We start from the raw sequence: 20453 nt of genomic DNA on the forward strand, positions 1-20453 counted from the left end.
AGACCTTTTGGTTACTTTTGGCTGGGCCGGCATTCCGGGCGTTTGCCAAAAGTGACCCGCTGTAAGAGCGGAACCCCAAGCCGCCGTTACCGCAGCAACGGATATGTACACCAACTCACGATGAAAACCGCAATGGCAACGCCGGCTTCAGCAACGCCGCCGGATCCCGATAACGCGCCCCAAAGTGGTCCCCCGGCAACCGCGCCCGCCCAGCCCCAAACAACCGCTCCCGCAACGTCTCCCCCTCGTTGTACCGCTCACGAAACCGCCCCCGACGACGCAACTCCGGCACCACCAATTCAATAAAGTCCCGCGCCGTCTCAAACGACAAGTACTGCCTCAGGTTAATCCCGTCGATCCCATCCTCATCCAGCCATTTCTCAATCGCGTCCGCCACCACCGTCGGCGTACCCGCGACAAAAAACCGCTCGCGATTAAACCCACCCAGCTGCGCCAATACCGCCCCAACAGTGGAGTCCGCCTTGTACCGGCTCAAACTCTCCCACCCCTTGACCTGCCGACTCACCAGATCACTGATCAACGTATCCCGCGGATACGCCGTCAAATCAATCGCCGACTGCCCGTGAGCCAGCGACGCCTCGACACTCACCAACTTGCGATAACTGTCGAGCTTGGCACTCACCTCCTCATCCGTCCGCCCAACGATCACCCCCGCCATCACAATAAACTTCAACCCCGCCGGATCGCGATCATGCTCAACTGCCTTCTGCCGCATCGCCTGGATATTCGCCCGCACCGCCGGCGCATCATTACCACCGGTAAACACCACTTCGGCATGCCGCCCGGCAAACTCGATCCCGGCCGGTGACCCCGTAGCCTGAAACAACACCGGCGTACGCTGCCGCGAAGGCTGGCACAAGTGTGGGCCGGCAACCTTGAAGTGCTCCCCCACGTGGTTGATATAGCGCACCTTGTCCGGATCGGTGTAGATCCGACGCTCACGGTCGACAATCACCGCGTCATCGTCCCAGGAACCTTCCCAAAGCTTGTACAGCACGTCGAGGTATTCATCGGCGATCTCGTAGCGGTGATCGTGAACCACCTCAGTGTCATGCCCGAAGTTGCGCGCCGCATTCGGCAAATACGAGGTGACGATGTTCCAGCCCACCCGCCCCTTGGTCAGGTGATCGAGGGTACTCATGCGCCGCGCAAACGCGAACGGCGGTTCGTAGGTGGTGGAAAAGGTCGCGCCGAAACCCAGGTTCTTGGTCACCCCGGCCATCGCCGGAATCACCAGCAGCGGGTCGTTGCTGGGAATCTGCATGCCCTCACGCAGCGAGGTCTCGGGGCCGTCGCGAAAGCGGTCATAGGTGCCAATCACATCGGCCAGGAACACGCCATCAAAGGTGCCGTATTCCAGCAGCTGCGCCAGCTCGGTCCAATAGTCCAGGTCGTTGAAACGGTGCCGGTTGTTGTCCGGGTGCACCCACAAACCATGGACGATGTGGCTGACGCAGTTCATTTCAAACAAATTCACGTGCAGTTGCTTGGGCACCAGGAGCACTCCTTTCGTAGATACGTTTTCCAATACGTCAGATCGCGACATTCAGGTAGAACGGGATCGGCGTGTAGTCGGTTTCAAGGGTCGGGATCGCATCGATCAGCGCGCGGGTATAGGCATGGGCCGGACGGTCGAACACCGCGCGTACCGAGCCGGACTCCACCACTTCACCGGCCTTCATCACCAGCACACGCTCGCTGACGTGATTGATCACGCCGAGGTCATGGGAAATGAACAGGCAGGCCAGGCCGAGGCGGCGCTTGAGGTCGTCGAGCAGTTCGAGAATCTGTGCCTGTACCGACACGTCGAGCGCCGACACCGGTTCATCGCAGATCAGGATCTGCGGCTCGGACGCCAACGCTCGGGCAATCGCGATGCGCTGGCGCTGGCCACCGGAAAGTTCGATCGGCCGGCGCGACAAGGCGCTGGCATCAAGGCGTACCAGTTCCAGCAGTTCCAGGGCACGGTCGCGCCGGGCATGACGCGGTACGCCAGCCACCACCAGCGCTTCGAACAGCACACGCTGCACGGTGTAGCGTGGGTCGAAGGAGCTGAGCGGGTCCTGGAACACCACTTGCACCGCACGCCGGGCTTCGCGTTTTTGCCTGGCGTCGAGGTCGGACCAGCGCTGGCCATTGATCCACACCTCGCCGGCATCGGCGGTTTCCAGGCCGAGTATCAGCCGGGTCAAGGTGGTCTTGCCGCAACCCGATTCGCCCACCACCCCCAGCGTCTCGCCGCGACGCAGCTGTAGCGACACCTGGTTCAGCACCGTGCGGGTTTTGCCGTCGGGGCCGACAAAGGTTTTGGACAGCTCGCGTGCTTCAAGCAGTATTTCGCCCTGGGGCGCCGGCTCGGGCTCCACCGCCGTGAGCAGTCGGCGTGTGGGCTGGAAGTGCACGGCCTTGGCGGCCCGCAGCAGCAGTTGGGTATACGGATGACGCGGGTCTTGCAGGACCTGTTCGGTGCTGCCCTCCTCCACGATCACCCCGTGGCGCATCACGGCCACGCGATCGGCCAGGCGCGAGACCACCGACAGGTCGTGGCTGACCATCAGCAGTGCATTGTCTTCACCGCGCAGGCTCTCCAGCAGGGCGATGACCTGGGCCTGCACCGTGGCATCCAGTGCCGTGGTGGGTTCATCGGCAATGATCAGCCGCGGATTGCAGGCAATCGCCGAGGCGATCAGCGCCCGCTGGCGCAAGCCACCGGAAAGTTGCCAGGGGTATTGGCTGGCGCGCAGTTCCGGTTCCGGCACACCGACATCCCGCAGCAGTTCCAGCACCCGCAGGCGGCGCGCTTCCAGGCCCAATGCGGTGTGCAGGTGCAACGGTTCTTCGATCTCGGCACCGACGCGGCGCAGCGGGTCCAGCGCGCCCAACGCGTCCTGCATCACAAAGCCGATGCTCGCGCCGCGCAGTTGCTGCCAGGCCCGCTCGTTGAGCTGGCGCAGGTCGACGCCCTGGAAGGCCAGCTTGGCAGCCTGGACATGGGCGTCCTTGCCGGTGAGGCCAGCCAGGGTGCGGGCGGTGACGCTTTTGCCGGACCCCGACTCCCCCACCAGCGCGAGGCATTCACCCCGGCTCAACTGCAGACTGACACCGTGCAACACTGGCTCGGCCTGGCCGAAACGTACTGTCAGGTCGCGGATATCGACCAGCGGGCCGAGGGTATGGATGTTCATCGTCATAGAGGCTTTCCTTCGCTGCGGCGCAAGAGTTCGCGGCCGATGGCACTGATGGAAACAACGGTCAGGGTGATGATCAGGGCGGGCCAGGCCACCAGCCACGGCGCATTGGCCAGGAAGCTGCGCCCGATGGACATCATCCCGCCCCACTCCGGCGCAGGCGGCGGTGCGCCGAAGCCGAGGAAACTCAAGGCGGCACCGGCAGTGATCGCGCCGCCGATGCCGATGGTGGCGAGGATCAACACGGGCTTGAACGCATTCGGCAGGATGTGCCGCAGCACCACCGCCAGCTGCGATTGGCCGAGGGTGACGGCGGATTCGACGTAGCCGGCATTACGTACGCTGAGGGTTTGCGCCCGCACCAGGCGCGCATAACGCGGCACACCGGCAATGCCTATCGCGAGAATCAGATTGGCCGTGCCCTGGCCGAAAAACGTGATGATCACCAGCGCCAGCAACAGGTCGGGAAAGGACAGCAGCACGTCGATCCCGCGCATCAATGCGCTGTCCAGCCAGCGCGGCCCAAGGCCTGCGATCAAGCCGAGCAAGGTGCCCCAGGCCAGGCCCAGCGCGGTGGCGGCGAGGCCCATGAACAGCGACGAACGCACGCCATAAATCAATCGGCTGAGCACATCGCGCCCGTTCTCATCAGTGCCCAGCCAATGCACATTGCTCGGCGCCTGGAACGCCATGCGCGCCGACGCCTCCAGCGGGTCATACGGGGCCAGCCAGTGCGGAACAACAGCGGCCAACAGCAACAGCCCGACAAATACCCCGGCGAGCAACAGACCCGGCCGCAGTTGGGTAAACCCGACAAGACGCAACGGGCGATTGCCGATCAACGTTTCAATGGTTTGCGTCATGCCAGGCTCCTGGTGCTAAGGCGCGGGGTTGGGGATGCGCTGGTGGATGGCCTGGATCTGCGCCTTGATCTCATCGCCAAGAGTCACGTCCAGCGCGCCGAGGTTGTCGCGCAATTGCGCCAGGCTGGTTTGCCCGGTCAGTGCGCTGGTGACGAAGGGTTTGTCGATGATGAAGGCCAGGGCCAGTTGGGCCGGGGTGAGGCCATGTTGCCGGGCTATCTCCACGTAGCCGGTGATGGCCTCCTGGGCCGAGGCACTGTCGTAGCGATTGAAAGTGCGGTACACCGCCGACAGCCGTGAGCCCTCGGGCCGTGCGCCGCCGAGGTACTTGCCGGTGAGCGCACCGAAGGCCAGCGGCGAGTACGCCAGCAGGCCGACGCCTTCGCGATGGGTGAACTCCGAGAGGCCGCCTTCGTACAGGCGGTTAAGCAGGCTGTAGGGGTTTTGCACACTGGCAATGCGCGGCAGGCCGAGGCGTTCGCTTTGCTTGAGAAACTCGGCGACGCCCCACGGGGTTTCATTGGAAACCCCGATGTGGCGTACCTTGCCGGCCTTGACCTGATCGGCCAGCACCGCCAGGGTTTCCTCGATGGCCACGCTCTGGGTGTCTGCCTGATACGGGTATTCGCGCTGGCCGAAGATGTTGGTGGTGCGGTCGGGCCAGTGCAGTTGGTACAGGTCGAGGTAGTCGGTGTTCAGGCGTTTGAGGCTGCCGTCGAGGGCTTCGACGATGTTGCGCCGGTCGTGGCGGCTGAGGCCGTCGCGGATGTGCTGCTGGCTGCTGGGGTCACGGGCCGGGCCGGCGATTTTGCTCGCCAGGATCACCTCGTCACGTCGACCACTGGCCGCCAGCCAGCTGCCGATGTAGCGCTCGGTGGTGCGCCAGGTTTCGGCCTTGGTGGGCGTGGGGTACATCTCGGCGGTGTCGATGAAATTGATACCTTCGGCCAGTGCCAGGTCGATCTGTTGATGGGCATCGTTTTCGGTGTTCTGGTGGCCCCAGGTCATGGTGCCGAGGCCCAGCACGCTGACTTGGATGTCGCTATTGCCCAGTTGGCGGTAACGCATGGGTGATCCTTTTTTCTTCAAGGGTTGATGGCTCATACCGCACTCGCTTCGTCGCGGGCGGCCTGCTGCTCGGCGTCGGCGGCTTGCAGGCTGCGCCAGGCGGCGTTCGGGGTGACGTCATTGAGGTAGTAGTTGCCCAGTGCCCGTTCGCGAAAGATCGCCGGGTTGTGGGAGGCCAGGGTTCGTGCGTTGCGCCAATGCCGGTCGAAGCGACGCGACTCGCTGGTGGCGGAGGCGCCGCCGACTTCGAACAGCAGCGTGGTGGCTTCCAGCACCTGTTCCAGCACGATCTGTTGCGCCTGAAAAGCGCGAATCTCGGCCTCGGTGTAATGCTGTTCGGTTGCGTGCCCGCCCTGCTCCGCTTCGTGCACGTCCTGCAGCACCTCCGCGACGGCCAGCACCTGGGTGCGTGCGGCATAGGCCAGGCTCGACAAGCGGCCAATCACCCGCTGCACCAGCGGGTCATCCTTGGGGCTCGATTGCCCCGGCACACCAAACGCGCGGGTGCGGCCCTTGACGAATTCGGTGGCGTCACGCAGCACGGCGTTGGCGATGCCGGCCAGGGTCGCCAGGTGGAACAGCTGGTAGAAAGCGCTCAGGTAGGACTCGGCGCGCAGTTCGTCTTTCTTGAAGCGCCGCACAATGTGCTGCTCCGGTACGTTCACCGCCTTGAAGCGGGTGGTGCCGCTGCCGGTGAGTCGCTGGCCAAAGCCGTCCCAGTCATCCTCGACGGTGACACCCGGCGCGTCGGTGCGTACCGCGAGGCTGACAAAATCTTCGCCATCCAGGGCCACGGCGGCGATCCAGTTGGCGTACAGCGTGCCGGTGCAGTAGTACTTCTCGCCGTCCAGCTGCCAGCCGGAGTCGACCGCGCTGAGGGTCACCGAGTTGCGGGTGGTGTCGGTGCGCTCGGCCATCGCGGCGCCCCACAACTCGCCGTCGACGACTTTGGCGAACCAGTAATCCTGGGAAGCGCTGTCGTGGCTGGAAAGCCGGCCTTCGACAAAACCAAAATGCGCGCGCACGATCTGCGGCAGGTTTGAATCGGCCTCTCCCAGTTCAATCAACAGGCGAAACAGCTGCGGCAGGCTTGCACCCAGGCCGCCCAAGGCCTGCGGCACACGCAGTGCGCCAAAGCCGGCCTCGCGCAGCCAAGCCACCGCGTCATGGGCCAGCTCGCGTTGCTGCTCGCGGGCGACGGCGGTGTCGGCTATCCGGGCAAATACGTCAGCGAAACGCTGGTGCAAGTCGGCATACCTCACTTCAGCGGGGATCGAAGCACTCATGGTTTTTCCTTCTTCAAAGGCACTCACGCTTGGTTGGCCCGAGGGTCAATCCAGCGGTTGATCAAATCGACGGCCAGGTTCACCAGCACATAGACGGTGGCGGCCAGCAAGGTCACGCCCAGCACCACCGGCACGTCTTTGTTGCTGGTGGCATCGAGCATCAAGCGCCCGATGCCCTGGCGTGCAAACAGCAACTCCACCACCACCGCGCCGCCCAGCAGGCTGGCGAACACGAACCCGGCCAGGGTCACCAACGGCACCAGCGCATGGCGCAAGGCATGACGCAGGCGCACAGCGGTTTCGGACAAGCCACGGGCACGGGCCATGGCAATAAAGGGTTGTTCGAGGGTGTCTTCCAGGGACTGGCGCAACAGCTGGGTCAGCACTGCCGCCACCGGCAACGCCAGCGCGATCGAGGGCAGGATCAATGAGCGCCAGCCAACGGAGCCGGAGGGCGGCAACCAGTGCCAATGAAACGAAAACACCAGCAACAACAGCATCCCGATCACAAACGAAGGTGCTGAAGACAGCACCAGCTCGCTGCCTGAAACGGCTGAACGCACCCAACGCGAACGGTTGGCGGTGAGGATCGCGCACACCAGGGCCAATACCACCGCCAGCAACGCCGCGCTCAGGGACAGTTGAATGGTTGCACCGATCTGCTCGGCAATCGCCTGCTGCACCGGGATGCGCAAGCGATAGGACTCGCCCAGGTCGCCATGGGCCAGGCGCACCAGGTAATTGCCGTATTGCACGATGAGGGGTTGGTCCAGGCCGTACTCGGCACGCACCCGGGCCAGCAGCTCCGGGGTGGGCATCGAATCCGGCCCGCCGAGGATTGCCAGCGCCGTGTCACCGCCGCTGAAATTGACCGCGAGGAACGTCAGCGTCGCCGCGCCCCACAGCACGCCAATGCCCGCCAGCAGGCGCCAGGCGATGGATTTGAACAGGCTCATGGTTGCCCCCGGTCCAGCCAGATGCTGGTGAAGAACGGTACGTTGTGGGAGGTATCGAAAATCACGCCCTGGACTTGTCGACCATAGGCGGTGAGTACCTGGGCTTCCACCGAAGGCACCGACGGCACGGTTTCGGTCAGGCGCTTTTGTGCCTCGCCATAGAGCGCCTGCAACTCAACCGGATCGCGGGATTGGCGAGCGGCGCTGAGCACGCGATCCAGTTCGGCATCACGGAAGCGTCCAACGTTCTGGCCGATCCTTTTATCGGTGCTGATGGACTCGCTGTGATAAAGCACGAACATGCCGTCGGGTGTGTTGGTGTGCCAGTAACCGTCCGCCATCGCCTGGAACTTACCGGCATAGCGCCTCTCGATCACCCGGGTCAGCGGCAGCATCTCGACGGTCATCTCAAAGCCGACTTTTTTCAGGTCGGCCTGGATGGCCACCGAAACGCTGCCGGGAAAGGCCGGGCTGCTATAGGCCAACAAGGTCGCCTTCAGGCGCTGCCCGGCCTTGGTCCGATAGCCCTGGGCGTCGCGCCCTGTCCAACCGGCATCATCGAGCAAGGTATTGGCCGCCTTGACGTCGTAGGCCAGGGCCTCTTTGTTGGGTTGATAAAACCGGGTATTCGCCGCCAGGAAATCGGCTTTGGCGATGTATTCGCCGAAGCCGGAAATCCACGCCAATCCTTCGCGGTCGACGGCTTTGGCCACGGCGCGACGTACTCGCACGTCGTCGAATGGCGCCTGCTCGACGTTGAACACGATGCCACGGCTCGGGTTTCCCTTGCGAATCCGGCTGCGCATCACCAGGTCGGGGTTGGCGCGGATGGCGGCGGCATTCTGGGCCGGTGCATCAAGCGCGAAATCCGACTGGCCGGACTCTAGCGCCGTGAAGCGGATCATGGCTTCGGGGACGTAGCTCAGTTCGATACGGTCCAGGTAGGCCTCGCCCGCGTGGCGCGTCACCGGTGGCGCCCAGTTATAGCCGGGGCGCTTGATGAACACCGCGCCCTGGTCACGGGTGTAGCTCTGCAACGTAAACGGCCCGCTGCCGATGGGGTGCTCGGCGATGGTCTTCGGCGCCTCGCGAATCTGCCTGGGGGAGATCATGCTCAGCCAGGACTGCGCCAGCACATCCAGGAACGGCGTATAGGGTTCGCGCAAATGGGCTTCGAAGGTGTAGTCGTCGATGACCTTGCCATCCAGGTACGGCGCGATATAGGCCGCGGCCAGTGGGGACTTGGTCGCCGGGTCGCGCATGTGGTCCAGGTTGGTTTGCAGCGCCTGGGCATTGAATTTCTCGCCGTCGCTGAAGGTCACGTCGTCGCGCAGGTGAAAGGTGTAGGTCTTGCCGTCGTCGGAGATGTCCCAGGAGCGGGCCAGCCACGGGCTGGTATTGCCCTGCTCGTCCTGGTACACCAGGCAATCGAAGAGAATCCGGCCCATCCACTGGATGTTGCCGTTAGACAGTGCATGAACATCGAAACTGCCGGCGTCGGAGGCGGCTGAGACGCGCAAAGTTCCGCCACTGCGCCCCGGTGACGACTCATGAAAGTCCGTCGCCGAATAAGTCACTACACCGTTGGTGACCGTGCCATCAGCCGCAGACGTTTCATGTTTCGGTGCCGCAGCCGGTGAGCAGGCATTGACTGCCAGGCACAGTGAAATAACCGCCGAAAGTTTCAGGATGGTTGTCAATGACACTTCCTTAGAGGAACTCGATGAACACTGAAAGTTTGCAATTACGGGGTGTAATGCAGTGAGCATGCCAGTCTTCAAGAAACGCCATATTGACCACAAAACCAGCGCAAAACCCTTGTAAAACGGGGCGAACACTGCCAAACACTTATATGGTTATACCCGTTATACACCCCGGGATTGTTGGTAGCCTTACACACTGCTTATCAACTGTTGCGTTCGCGACAGCAGCAGCAATCCCAGCCATTAAAGTTGACTGTTGAGAATCAAACACCGATTCAAAACAAAGTATCCCGCAGAACACTTAACCTTAACTAAGCGCCCGTATTCCTTGACCAATAGTCTTGGCATAGAAACTGCTCAGAGCGAAACAGGCATGACTATTCGAATAGAAAGCTGGGGCTCTTTTATCTATTCACAAGGAACACGCTTAATGGATCCAATCTTTCGGGGAGAGTTGCAAAAGTTGACACTTGCCGTGCGGCAGGCAACTTGGCTGGCGATGGTGGGGCTGGGCTCAGCCCTGGTTTTTTCCGCCAGTGTGCAGGCAGATGATGAGGTCACACCGACGACCGGAACACGGCTAAAGACGGTGACAGTAGAGGCACAAAAAATCACGCCCGTTGAGGCAGCCAAAAGTCAGCTGTCCGAAGTGCCAGGCGGCACCAGCGTGGTCGACAGCGAACAAGTGGCCAAGGGACGCACCGCCACCTTGCAGGACACCCTCGCCTATCAGCCGGGCGTGTTCGTGCAGTCCACCGGCGGCAACGACGCGGCCAAGATCTCCATTCGTGGCTCGGGCGCCAACACCTCGCCGGGGTATTTCCGTGAGGGCATCAAGTTCCTGTTCGACGGCCTGCCGATCACCGGCCCGGGCGGCACACCCTACGAATTCCTCAACGGCTCGGGGGTGAACTACACCGAGATCCTGCGGGGTGCCAACGCCTTCCAGTACGGCGCACTGAGCCTTGGCGGCGCCATCAACTTCGTCAACCAGACCGGTTACACCGCACCCGGGCTGCGGGTGCGAGCGGAAACCGGGAGCTACGGCTACAACAAGCAAAGCCTGAGTGTCGGCGGCGTCGAGGGTGCGTTCGATTACTACCTGAATGCCGACAACTACCGCAGCGACGGCTACCGCGACTACAGCCTGTCGAAGAGCCAGGGCGTGGTGGCCAACTTTGGCTACCGCTTCAGCCCGCAACTCGAAACCCGGGTGATGCTGCGTTACCGCGACGAGTTCCACAACGACCCGAGCGCCACCACCCTGGATGCGGTCAAGCACCACTCCGACCGCGCCAGTGCCACCGCCGAAAGCAGCGGCGCCGGCAGCCGTCGCCCCGGCAGCGTATGGCTGGGCAGCAAGACCACCTACACCTTTGAGGACGACGCCACCCTGTCGGTGGGTTTCGTCTACTACCAGTACGCCCACAACAACAGCCCGAACAGCCCGAGCAACCCCAGCTACTGGGACTGGCATGACCTGAGCGCGGTGATCAACTACGACCGCCGCGACACCCTGTTCGGCCACGAAAGCCGCTCCAGCCTGGCCTTCACCTCCACCGAGCACCTCAAGGGCCAGGTCGACTCCACCTTCGCCAACAAACAGACGCGCAAGTTCGTCGACTACAGCTCCTCGTTTGATCACGTGTTCTCCGTGGGCAACGACCTGGAACTGGTGGACGGCCTGTGGCTGACCAGTGGCGTCTCGGCGATCAACGTGCGCCGCCATGCCGACGTCAAGGAAGCCCTGGTGGCCAACACCACCACCTACCCGAGCGATGTGACCTACGACAACTGGAGCCTGGCACCGCGAGTGGGCGTGCGTTACGAGTTCAACCCACAACTGCAAGTGTTTGCCAACGTCAGCCGCTCCGTCGATCCACCGGCGTCGTGGGAATACTCCGGCTCCGGGCCGACCACGCCGTACGTACGGCCGCTGGTGGAACAGAAAGCCAATACCGTGGAAGTCGGGATCAAGGGTTCGTCGGGCATCTTCGACGGCAGCCTGGCGCTCTACCGCTCGTGGGTGAAAAATGAATTGCTCAACGTGCAGATCATCCCGGCCACCTCCACGGCTGCTGCGGTCACCGGTGCATTCAACGCCACGCCGACGATCCACCAAGGGATCGAGGCCGGCTTGAATACACGCCTGTGGGAAAACTCCTCGGGTGAAAAAATCACCCTGCGCCAGGTGTATACCTATAACGACTTCTACTACCGCCACGACCCGACCTTCGGCGACAACCAACTGCCGGGGATTCCGAAGCATATCTATCAGGGCGAAGTGCAGTATCAGCACCCAGCGGGCTTCTATACCGGGGTGAATGTGCAATCGGCTTCGCGTACGGCGGTGGACTATGCGAACAGCTTCTATGCGCCCTCCTACACAATCTTCGGGGCGAACGTGGGGTATGAAACGCCGAGCAAGGACTGGAAGGTGTCGCTGGATTTGAAGAACCTGACCAATCAGAAATACGTGACGGCGGTGCAGCCGTTGTATGACGCGAAGGGGCAGGATACGGCGTCGTTGTATCCGGGGGATGGGATTGGGGCTTATGTGGCGGTGGAAATGCGCTATTGAGGCCTCTGCGTCAACCGTCGACAGAACCCGTTAGGCGCTGTCGACGATTTAACTCAAATCTTGCCTAGAAGACGAATGACAAACACAGCCCCTTGCCCGACCGAATGATCTACCGCGTGCATCAACGCTTTCGCAGCATCTGAAGAGAAGCCAGCCGAAATGGTGACCGACGCCAGGATACCTAGAAAATAAATAACCCAATCTTTTCGGCTAAGACGGTTAGCTGCCTGTGCAGCCGTATCCAGTTGGTTTTTCAGTATCGCAAATTGTTGTGCGCTAACATCGGCATTGCTCTTTAACTCATCGAGTACCTGCTTAAACCCCTGCTGAATCCTGGCTATATCTTGGGGTGTAAACGAGGTTTGTTGACTCTCGATTTCGATGCTACCGAACAATTGAGCCTGAATCGACACGCCAGTAAGCAAAACATCTGCTTCGCTGTAACTGCTGCCCATGAGCCTTAGTTGTAAATAACCGTCGCTACCGGCGTCGACTAGAACAGATGTTCCAATAGTCAACGTCTCTTTCCGGTCCGGAAACTTAGCACCTCCGATCACAAAATCGGCACCGTCTGTTGTGCAGTTAATCGCGGTGATAACAACGTCGAAAGGGGTGAATTCTTCAGCTACTTTTTTTCGAAGTACCTTGCGGACAGGTTGAGATGGAGGGGTCATGAGCGTCCTTATGTATGGATTGCCTTAGGCGTTAGATGGTTACGGCGAAGCGCTGAGCATCAAGGGCAGGAACGGCCGAAAATCCGGCGCCCTTCTTGAAACTCATGTTATGGACAAAATTCCTCATAGCATCAGATGGATCGATGGTTTCGAGGTTAAGTCCGTCAACAGTTAACCTAGAGAACGCAACACTCAGAATTGGCTGTTCCTCCATATGACCTGTCGAGCTGTTGAGCACATTGTCAAGAGCGGTGACGATGACCAGGTCATCCGGCAGGATTGCCAACAACTCTCGACCTACTCGCAGCGCGCAGCTGCACACGTAGTCCTGATGGAGTTCGTTGAACCGACCAACTGGCATAGCTTTGGTCGACAACTTGCCGCTTTTGAGTAGAGATTTGATTTCGGCAGGAATCACGTCGGAGCCATGGATAGCGACTTTGGCTTCTAGGACACCACCTTCATGAACAATCATCTGAATAGCTGAGCCGAGGTGTGATATTTCTGCAAACGACTCGAAAGCTTCGATGGCATCTAGCTTGGCCTGACGATCACCATCAAGGATACGGATAGCAATGTCCCTCTCCTCTGCCCACTCGGTATGGGCAGTTTTCCATCCATCAAGCTGAGCCTGATATCGCCTTTCGTCTTCCGCCTTCGCGGCGCCAATCTTGCCTACCAGGGCTATACGCTGACGAGCCTCTAGCTTGAAGAGCCGAGCCCAGAAATTGGGGTGATATGTAGCGGCCGCATGCGTAGCTTCTTGCTCGAGAGTATTGCTTTTGAGTGGCTGTCCAGGTTCAGGGTTGGAGAGAAGTCGCTTCCATTTTACGGGCTCGGCACATTCCTTGTGCATCGAAAGGAGGATGTCTACGTGATTTTCGTAAACCTCACATTCATACGCTGCTTGCTCCAGCGCTTCCATCTTTGCGTACTCTTTCTGTCGCTTTTCAAGTTCGCGCTGACGGCGATGAGCGTTTCGTTCCGATCGCCGCGCAGACGCTTGCAGCGAACGTACAGTCCCTTTCCAACCCATCACGACTCTCCATAACGTTCATATGACGGCACATTAATATAACTCCTAGCGTTGCCTGAATCACCTGCGCATTTCGTAACCGAAACATCAGTTAGCCCATAAAAAACGCATTTGTACTCTACGCTTCTCAGAGCAAGGGCACGTTCAGTTTCCCAGAAGTAAGAGGACCTTCACGGCCCCCTTGTTTCTCGTTTACTCCGCCATTAGACGTACGGCCCTCTCAATCCGTTGACGTCCAGCATGAGCAAGCTTGCTTACACCAGCTTCCTTCGCGACCGCATATATTAGGGCCTCTCCTTCGTGCCCCCGCTGCGCCATCTCGTCAACCAAAGCACGTAGTTCTGGCAGGCAGATTTCAGATAGCCCTCTCGTGGTGTCTTCATCGCCGGGCTTACGAAAGACGACACTGGCATCCGACTCGATATGAGTCGGCCAGAAAAAGACTCCTGTCTGTTCCTCTTCATGTGAGCGGAATCGCGCCCGGGCAATTTGGTCAACGCGATCACGTATCCGTGAGCCGGTTCGTACCCAGCCATGAGCGCGGGCAATGCGCCTTGCAAGCGCCGTGTCCAGAACCGGTCCCTCTTCCGCCACGACATGAGCAATCATCTGCTCCAGCGTTTCCGTGTAGCTCGCCTCAAAGAACTGATCTGGATCGACCAACCTTACCGCCTGACGAGGGTCGGATTCTTTGTAAATCAAATATTCAAGGGGACGAGCAAAAGCCAGGACATCCTCATCTGGTTTGACAGATGCCGACTTGGCATACTTCAAATCAGGAAACGCACCTGAGGGGTCATTGGATTCGCCCACACTATCGACTGTGGCGACCACAGTAACCTGACTTACTACCTCAATGACCTCAGCCATAGCTGCGTCGATTTTCAGTCGCTCTGCCTCTTGAGCGGCGTCGATGACAGCCTGCTTGGCTCGGGACTCAGCAAGGAGTTCGTTCAGACGTTGATGTACCTTTTCGGCAGTTCCAATTGCATCAACCCACCAGTCCGTCGACCATATCCTAACAATCTCCCAGCCAAGTCCACGCAGTACAAACTCACGGAGTTTGTCACGATCACGAGCGGTCGCACTGCGGTGATAGGTAGCGCCGTCGCATTCAATCCCGGCAAGGTACCGTCCAGGTGCGTCAGGGTGGACAACCCCAAGGTCTATTCGAAAGGAGGAAACGCCAATTTGGGTAAATATCTGCCATCCCTTTTTAGCCAAGGCCGCTGCAACTGCCTCTTCGAATGGGCTGTCAAAACTACCCACGCTACCAAAGTCAGCTTCTGCGAGAGCCCGTGGACCACGCTCTGCAAACTCCAAGAAGTGCTTAAGATCTCGAACCCCGATCGCTTGCGTACGAGCTAGATCAATATGCTCTGGGCGCAAGGTCGAAAACACCACAAGCTCCTGGCGAGCACGGGTTATTGCCACGTTCAGTCGACGCTCACCACCAGGGCGGTTCATCGGACCGAAGTTCATGGACAGCACACCGGCAGCGTCTTTTCCGTAGGTGGTCGAGAAATAGATGATGTCTCGCTCATCGCCTTGAACGCTCTCAAGGTTCTTGACGAACACAGGCTCCAGCTCGGACTCAGCGAAATACGAATCGAGTGATGGGTCTTTCCGGCAAGCCTCATCCAGCATGTCCATGATGAGCTTCTGTTGCTCGCCGTTAAAGGTTACGACCCCCACGGTCCGACCGCTTTCGCGGAAGGCCGGAGACTGTAGGCGGGCAACCAAATCAGCAACTAAATATCTTGCTTCAATTAAGTTTGTTCGCGCCCCACCCTTGTCATATACACCCGGGACTGAGCATAACCGTACTGCTTTGTCGGCCGTAAACGGTGATGGGAAGGTCACCAGCTTCGACTGGTAGTATCGCTGGTTCGAGAAAGCGATCAGACTCTCGTGGCGGCTACGGTAGTGCCAGTTCAGATTACGCATTGGCAGATTGGCACTGATGCACTCGTCCAGAATACTCTCGAGATCAGCCTCTACATCCTCATCTTCAGCGGTCGACTCAGCTCGGTTAAAGAACGAAGTTGGGGGGAGCTGTTTGGGGTCGCCCACCATCACCACTTGCTTCCCTCGGGCCATTGCGCCGATGGCATCCCAGACAGGTATTTGAGATGCCTCATCGAAGATAACGAGATCGAATGGCGTTGAGGCAGGAGGCAGATACTGAGCAATGGATAGAGGGCTCATGAGCAAACATGGAGTCAGCTTGGTTAGCGCTTCTGGCGCACGACTCATCAGCTCCCGCAATGGAATGTGCTTGGTCTTCTTGCCCATCTCATGTCGCAGGACTCCCCACTCTGAAGAGCGACTTACACTGTCTTGGCTTGGTAGGTCGGAACATAGCCGAGCCCGGAGCCAGTCCTTGGTCAACTCGGTGAACTTGTCGTCCAAAGCGCGGAAATCGCGAATGCGTTGCTCATGCTCCACGCTGACGAACGTCCGGATCACCTCTTCGTTGTCGACCGTCGTATTCAGCCACCAGCGGGCATAATTTACTTCCAATACACGCCGGACTTTTCCAGAGCTGATAGCTCCTGCTTCCATCGCTTGAACAATCGGCGCCAGGCCGACAGCGTAGGCTTCATCGCGAACCTTCCGCCAAGCGCACCATGCCTTAAGGCGCGATTCAGACGAGACGACAGTTTCGCAGTTTGTCTTGATATCACTTAGCGCCAGGTGAGCAGTTTCGATGACGCCCATTTCGGTGAAATGACCGACAGCCGTCAGGTGCGCCGCTCGCGCCTGTAGCAACTCAAGCTTTTCTCGAAGAGCAACACCGGCATTGGCTATAGCAGCCTCCGGTTCAAGTAGTGCGTTACCATCCCCCAACAGAGTTTGAAGCGGTGTTTTGTAGGCCGCGATCTGCTCAGGATTGAGTGCCAGCTTCGCCACCGCGGTAGCCATCTCCCCCTGAAACGCTGCCGCACTACGCACGACATCAACTTTCGTTTTCAAGTCATTCCAGACAGGAACGATTTCTCGCAGATCGGCCAGATCCACCAACTCTCGCTCAACTGCTGCTCTGTTCTTGAGCAACTCAAAATCAGCTTTTAACGACGAGCCACAACGCCCCTCCTCTACATGAGGATGATCGTCGACAAGCCGACCACGTTCTTCAATGTCACGTCGTTCAGCCTGGAAACGTAGCGCTGCAGTCAGCACGTCAATATCAGTGGTCAAACCGCTCCAGAGAGAGCTAGTTGCTAAACTGAGATCCACCAGCTCATCTAACCCAGCATCGAGACGAGTCAGCGCACGCAGCCGGCGGAGCTCCTCCTTCAGCTCATCACCTACCTGGCCCTGCTCAACCAACTGCAAGCCGTCATCAATCCAGGCAGAATTACTTTTCTGAAGCCGCATAGCCTCTTGCAGCTTGATCGCTGTCGCGAGATGCGTTGCTTCGGATTTGGCACCTTGCCAAACAGCAACACACTCATGACCTGGCTCCAGCTCATCGATTGCTCGACGCACCGACCGAATCTCTACCCAAGTAGCGAGATCCTTGCCATTGTCGATTTCACCTGTTGATGTCTGCGTCGGCGCCAATAGCCCAGCGATGCGGCGTTTTCCGAACCAGGACTTAGGCCAGAAAGACTCCTCCGCTTCTTTCCATTCGCGCAGTAGGAGTTCGGTATCAAGTACTTCAATCGCATCCCCGTAGGACGCCGTTAGCTGGTGCTTGAGGTCGTCTATCTGACGCAGCAATGTGACAGCTTGCCCGAGAACGTCAGTGACATTTTCTGGCCAGGCCGGGCCTAGATCAACGAATGTAGCGCGGCGTTGCTGCAGCAGATCAATGCCTTGTTTAGCTTCAGCAGTAATACGAGAGGACCAGAAGGATGAGAGTCTGGAGTTAATGTTCCGGTGTTCGTCGACCCAAGTGCAGCCGTCACTCAGGCGTTTAGAAATCGAGCGAGCATCGGGGCGCAGTGCGAACCGCCAATCATGCCCAGCGGCAGCGGGAAGTACTCGAGAAAGAATCGACAGCCCCTCAAGCGCTGTTGGGGTGTACTCCGTAACAGGAAGCCCTGACAGCTCAATGAAGCGATCGGCAGCTCGCTGGACTTCAAGCACTGCAGGAAGCACGTCACGAGCCGCCTGCACGAATTGTTGCTGCCAATGAGGCGACCATTCTGCTTGGCCTACCCCGGACAAAGCGTTGCCTGCCAGCTGACTGTAACCCACAGCCTGCGCGTTCACTTCAAGGCGGTCGCCCAGCTCTCGAAGCGCAAGCATGGCCTTCTGATCATGAGTGTCCGGGGATGACCAAGAAAGCGCAGCAACTGCCTCATCAACACCCGATGTCACAGTCCCGATAGCATCGTAGATCGTATAGCCATTGCGGTGCCGACGATGCAGACGCTCGACATAAATATTGAGGCTGTCACGCAGGGAAGCCAGCCGCTGCGCTTCCACCTCCCAAGCGGAAGCATCTACCTCCCCTTTCGCTTCCCAAGCCGACTGCAACTGAGCAAGGACATCCGTTTTTCGAGCCTTACTGGAGTGAAGTTCAAGGCAAAACTCACCCAGACCGATTTCACGCAAGCGGCGGTACACGACATCCAGGGCAGCAATTTTCTCAGATACGAACAGTACCCGGCGCCCTTGAGCGATGGACTGGGCGATCATGTTGGAAATCGTTTGGCTTTTACCCGTGCCCGGTGGACCTATGAGAACGAAATCTTTTCCCTTCGCTGCTGCCATCACAGCAGCAAGCTGAGATGAATCAGATGGCAATGGGCAGAACACATCAGTCGGACCATAATCACGGTCCAGTGACTCCGCCTCCGGAAACGGGGTATCGGAGATGAACGAATCACGTGGCGTATCCAGAAGATGTTGGACTACAGGGCTCTGTCGAAGGTGCTCTGCATTCTCGGCAAGATCCTTCCACATAAGATACTTGGCAAACGAGAACATCGAGAGCACAACGTCCTCGTTCAGCTCCCAGCCAGGGATATCCTTGATAGCATGGCCAACTTTGTTCCAAATGGCTGCGATATCCAGACCGGAGTCGTCCCGAGGCAGCTCCTGCTCCAGTGAACCCAAGCCCAGTTCAAAGTCTTGACGCAGCATCTCGATCAGAGTCGGGTTAAACCGAGGCTCATCATCGTGCAGCACCATGGTGAATCCGGAACGTGCACTCTTACGCTCCAAAGTGACAGGAACCAGGACTAGTGGCGCTTTGTACTTCTGCCCGGCCCTATCCTCACGCGTCCAACTAAGAAAACCGATGGCCAGGAAGAGAGTATTGGAGCCACCCTCCTGCAAAGCAGTACGAGCGCCTCGATATAACTCAGTTAACCGGACCTCCATTTCGGCGGACGTCAGCGCAACGAATACTTCCCTACGCTTGAGAGCATCTTCAGCATGACGGCGGCGAACATCTTCTCGCTCACGCTGCTCATAGAGTGCGCGCTCACGCGGATCTGCACCATCCATCAGGTCAGGCCTCGTAAGCAGCTTCAGAGACTGTCCACTTGCAAGAATGTCCTCGAGAGCACCGGGATCAGGAGATTCAAGCTTCAGCGCTCGCTTACCCATTTTGAAATTGAGCAAGTTATTTCGAAGCGACAGATCCAGGAGCTTTCGCTGCCACCGGCCGAGGCGATCTGCTGGGTCGAGCTTAGACAGATCCTCAGCCTGTACCTTAATATTGTCATCGGCGATGCCGATTCCTTCCTCCACCAGAAGCGGTGGCGCTTCATCAAACTCAGAAACAGCGACACGTGCGATCTGAGCCTCTGAGCTGGCGAGCGGTTTGATACGCTGCAGACGGGCGCGACGGATATCTAGCAGCATCTCGAAAACACTATCAGCGTCTTCGGCTACCTGCTTCGCGCCCATCTCTACCGCATAAGAGAATGGCGGTATGGAGGCGTGGGTTATAAGAGTAGTCTCAAACAGCACAAGCTCCTGAAGTTTCACCCTCTTACGTACTGCGGTGACATCATCCACGACAGCAGTCGTAAACTCTTCTGGCTTAAGCCAAAAACCAGCAAAAGCATGACCATGGGTGAACACGATTACAGGGTTAAGACCTATCTGCTCCAATGCCGCGCAGAAAAGCAGAGTAAGATCGAGACAAGTAGCTAACCCGGAGTCAGCAATCTGACTGGGGCTACGAATCTTCTGCCCAGATCGTTCAAAGCTAGCCGGCGGCAACGCATAGTCGAGCTTCATGCGCGCCACCGCCCCCCACACTGCAGACCCCAACTGCCAAGCTCTTTTGGGGCCTCCCTCATACCCATCAAGTGCAGATGACTTATCGCTAAGACGAAGCAGCTCGGCTGCCTGTTTGAGCAACCTTTCAACCGCCGCATCATTCGGCTGAACAAAAGCTGCCGTCATATCTGGTATATGGCGCAATCCGCCCCACTGATTTCTGGGCAGGAGGTCTACGACCTGTTCAAACAGAGCAACTTCCTTGCGACCGCCTTCCGACTCCTTGTCATCGGCTTCGAGGACAAACGTGAAGGTCGACATCTCTGATTCTGTCAGGCGACTCAGCAACGGGCCGTCCAAAGCAAGATCAAGCCCAGGTATGACCCGGAAGCTACCTGCAGCGATCTCGTCAATCCGCCAGACCTTGGACTTAAAAACCTCGGGTACCGAGCTAAGCGTAAGAGTCGCATTGACGAAACGATCACTCGTTTCGTTCGATATGCGAAGCTCGCGTATCACAGGAATGGCGTTCTGAAAATCCGCAAGGTTCAGCTTTGCCACCAGAGTGGCAAGGATTTTTACGTCTTTAGGCTGGATTTCTTCTTGGAGCGTGAGGGGCTGAACAATGTCGTCCATGCGCAACAATCCTTGTCGTGATGCTCGAGGGAGTGCCGGATTTGTCCGGCCAGGAGGCCCCTCTTGAGCTGATGGCGGGATGATATCTCTTCTAGGGAGAGCCGTAATGTGCCTTTGGTCGTCACTAACTTCTCATTCCGTCATCGGATCCCCATCTATTGATCTCTGATATCAGGCCGAGGCTGATGTTCGCAGAACAGATTCGATGGTAAATCCACATCCGAAAGCTATTCATAGCCGGCTGTTTTATGGGGA

General features: G+C 58.7%; 11 protein-coding genes. 1 reads left to right on the forward strand and 10 read right to left on the reverse strand.

The annotated features are described in order from the left end of the window. Positions 1 to 115: 115 nt before the first annotated feature. Genes HX824_RS10135 through HX824_RS10165 form a run of 7 tightly spaced genes read right to left on the reverse strand, consistent with a single transcriptional unit; the run spans position 116 to position 9082 of the window. The gene (locus HX824_RS10135) at positions 116 to 1516 is read right to left on the reverse strand and encodes an LLM class flavin-dependent oxidoreductase (RefSeq protein WP_087694260.1); all 1401 of its coding nucleotides are present in this window, start codon (positions 1514 to 1516) and stop codon (positions 116 to 118) included. 37 nt (positions 1517 to 1553) lie between these two features. Then, positions 1554 to 3212, reverse strand: coding sequence for an ABC transporter ATP-binding protein (locus HX824_RS10140; RefSeq protein ID WP_003219919.1), 1659 nt, complete (start codon positions 3210 to 3212; stop codon positions 1554 to 1556). After that, a complete protein-coding gene (locus HX824_RS10145; RefSeq protein WP_102606419.1) occupies positions 3209 to 4072 on the reverse strand; it encodes an ABC transporter permease in 864 nt (287 codons plus the stop codon). Before HX824_RS10145 ends, HX824_RS10140 begins: the two co-directional genes overlap by 4 nt. A 15-nt stretch (positions 4073 to 4087) precedes the next feature. Next, a complete protein-coding gene (locus HX824_RS10150; protein WP_087694258.1) occupies positions 4088 to 5140 on the reverse strand; it encodes an NADP(H)-dependent aldo-keto reductase in 1053 nt (350 codons plus the stop codon). Positions 5141 to 5172: 32 nt separating this feature from the next. Further along, the gene (locus tag HX824_RS10155; protein WP_177054507.1) at positions 5173 to 6426 is read right to left on the reverse strand and encodes an acyl-CoA dehydrogenase family protein; all 1254 of its coding nucleotides are present in this window, start codon (positions 6424 to 6426) and stop codon (positions 5173 to 5175) included. 23 nt (positions 6427 to 6449) lie between these two features. Further along, positions 6450 to 7382 (reverse strand): ABC transporter permease, encoded by a 933-nt coding sequence (locus HX824_RS10160; RefSeq protein ID WP_008431773.1) that lies wholly within the window; start codon positions 7380 to 7382, stop codon positions 6450 to 6452. After that, on the reverse strand, positions 7379 to 9082 hold the full coding sequence (locus HX824_RS10165; protein WP_177054508.1) for an ABC transporter substrate-binding protein: 1704 nt from the start codon (positions 9080 to 9082) through the stop codon (positions 7379 to 7381). Before HX824_RS10165 ends, HX824_RS10160 begins: the two co-directional genes overlap by 4 nt. A 433-nt stretch (positions 9083 to 9515) precedes the next feature. Between HX824_RS10165 and HX824_RS10170 the strand changes: the two genes are divergently transcribed. Next, positions 9516 to 11666: a TonB-dependent receptor gene (locus HX824_RS10170; RefSeq protein ID WP_177054509.1), complete on the forward strand. Its 2151-nt coding sequence runs from the start codon at positions 9516 to 9518 to the stop codon at positions 11664 to 11666. A gap of 53 nt (positions 11667 to 11719) precedes the next feature. Here HX824_RS10170 and HX824_RS10175 read toward each other — a convergent pair whose 3' ends face one another. The 3 genes from HX824_RS10175 to HX824_RS10185 all read right to left on the reverse strand — a co-directional run bounded on the left by HX824_RS10175 (position 11720) and on the right by HX824_RS10185 (position 20198). Next, positions 11720 to 12340, reverse strand: a complete 621-nt coding sequence (locus HX824_RS10175) for a hypothetical protein (protein WP_102605109.1) — start codon at positions 12338 to 12340, stop codon at positions 11720 to 11722. A 31-nt stretch (positions 12341 to 12371) separates the two neighbouring features. Beyond that, on the reverse strand, positions 12372 to 13265 hold the full coding sequence (locus HX824_RS10180) for a hypothetical protein (protein ID WP_256344009.1): 894 nt from the start codon (positions 13263 to 13265) through the stop codon (positions 12372 to 12374). A 303-nt stretch (positions 13266 to 13568) separates the two neighbouring features. Then, positions 13569 to 20198, reverse strand: coding sequence for a DUF3320 domain-containing protein (locus HX824_RS10185; protein ID WP_177023197.1), 6630 nt, complete (start codon positions 20196 to 20198; stop codon positions 13569 to 13571). Between the last annotated feature and the right edge of the window lie 255 nt (positions 20199 to 20453).

The organism is Pseudomonas sp. D4002 (assembly GCF_013385665.1).
Taxonomy (GTDB): domain Bacteria; phylum Pseudomonadota; class Gammaproteobacteria; order Pseudomonadales; family Pseudomonadaceae; genus Aquipseudomonas.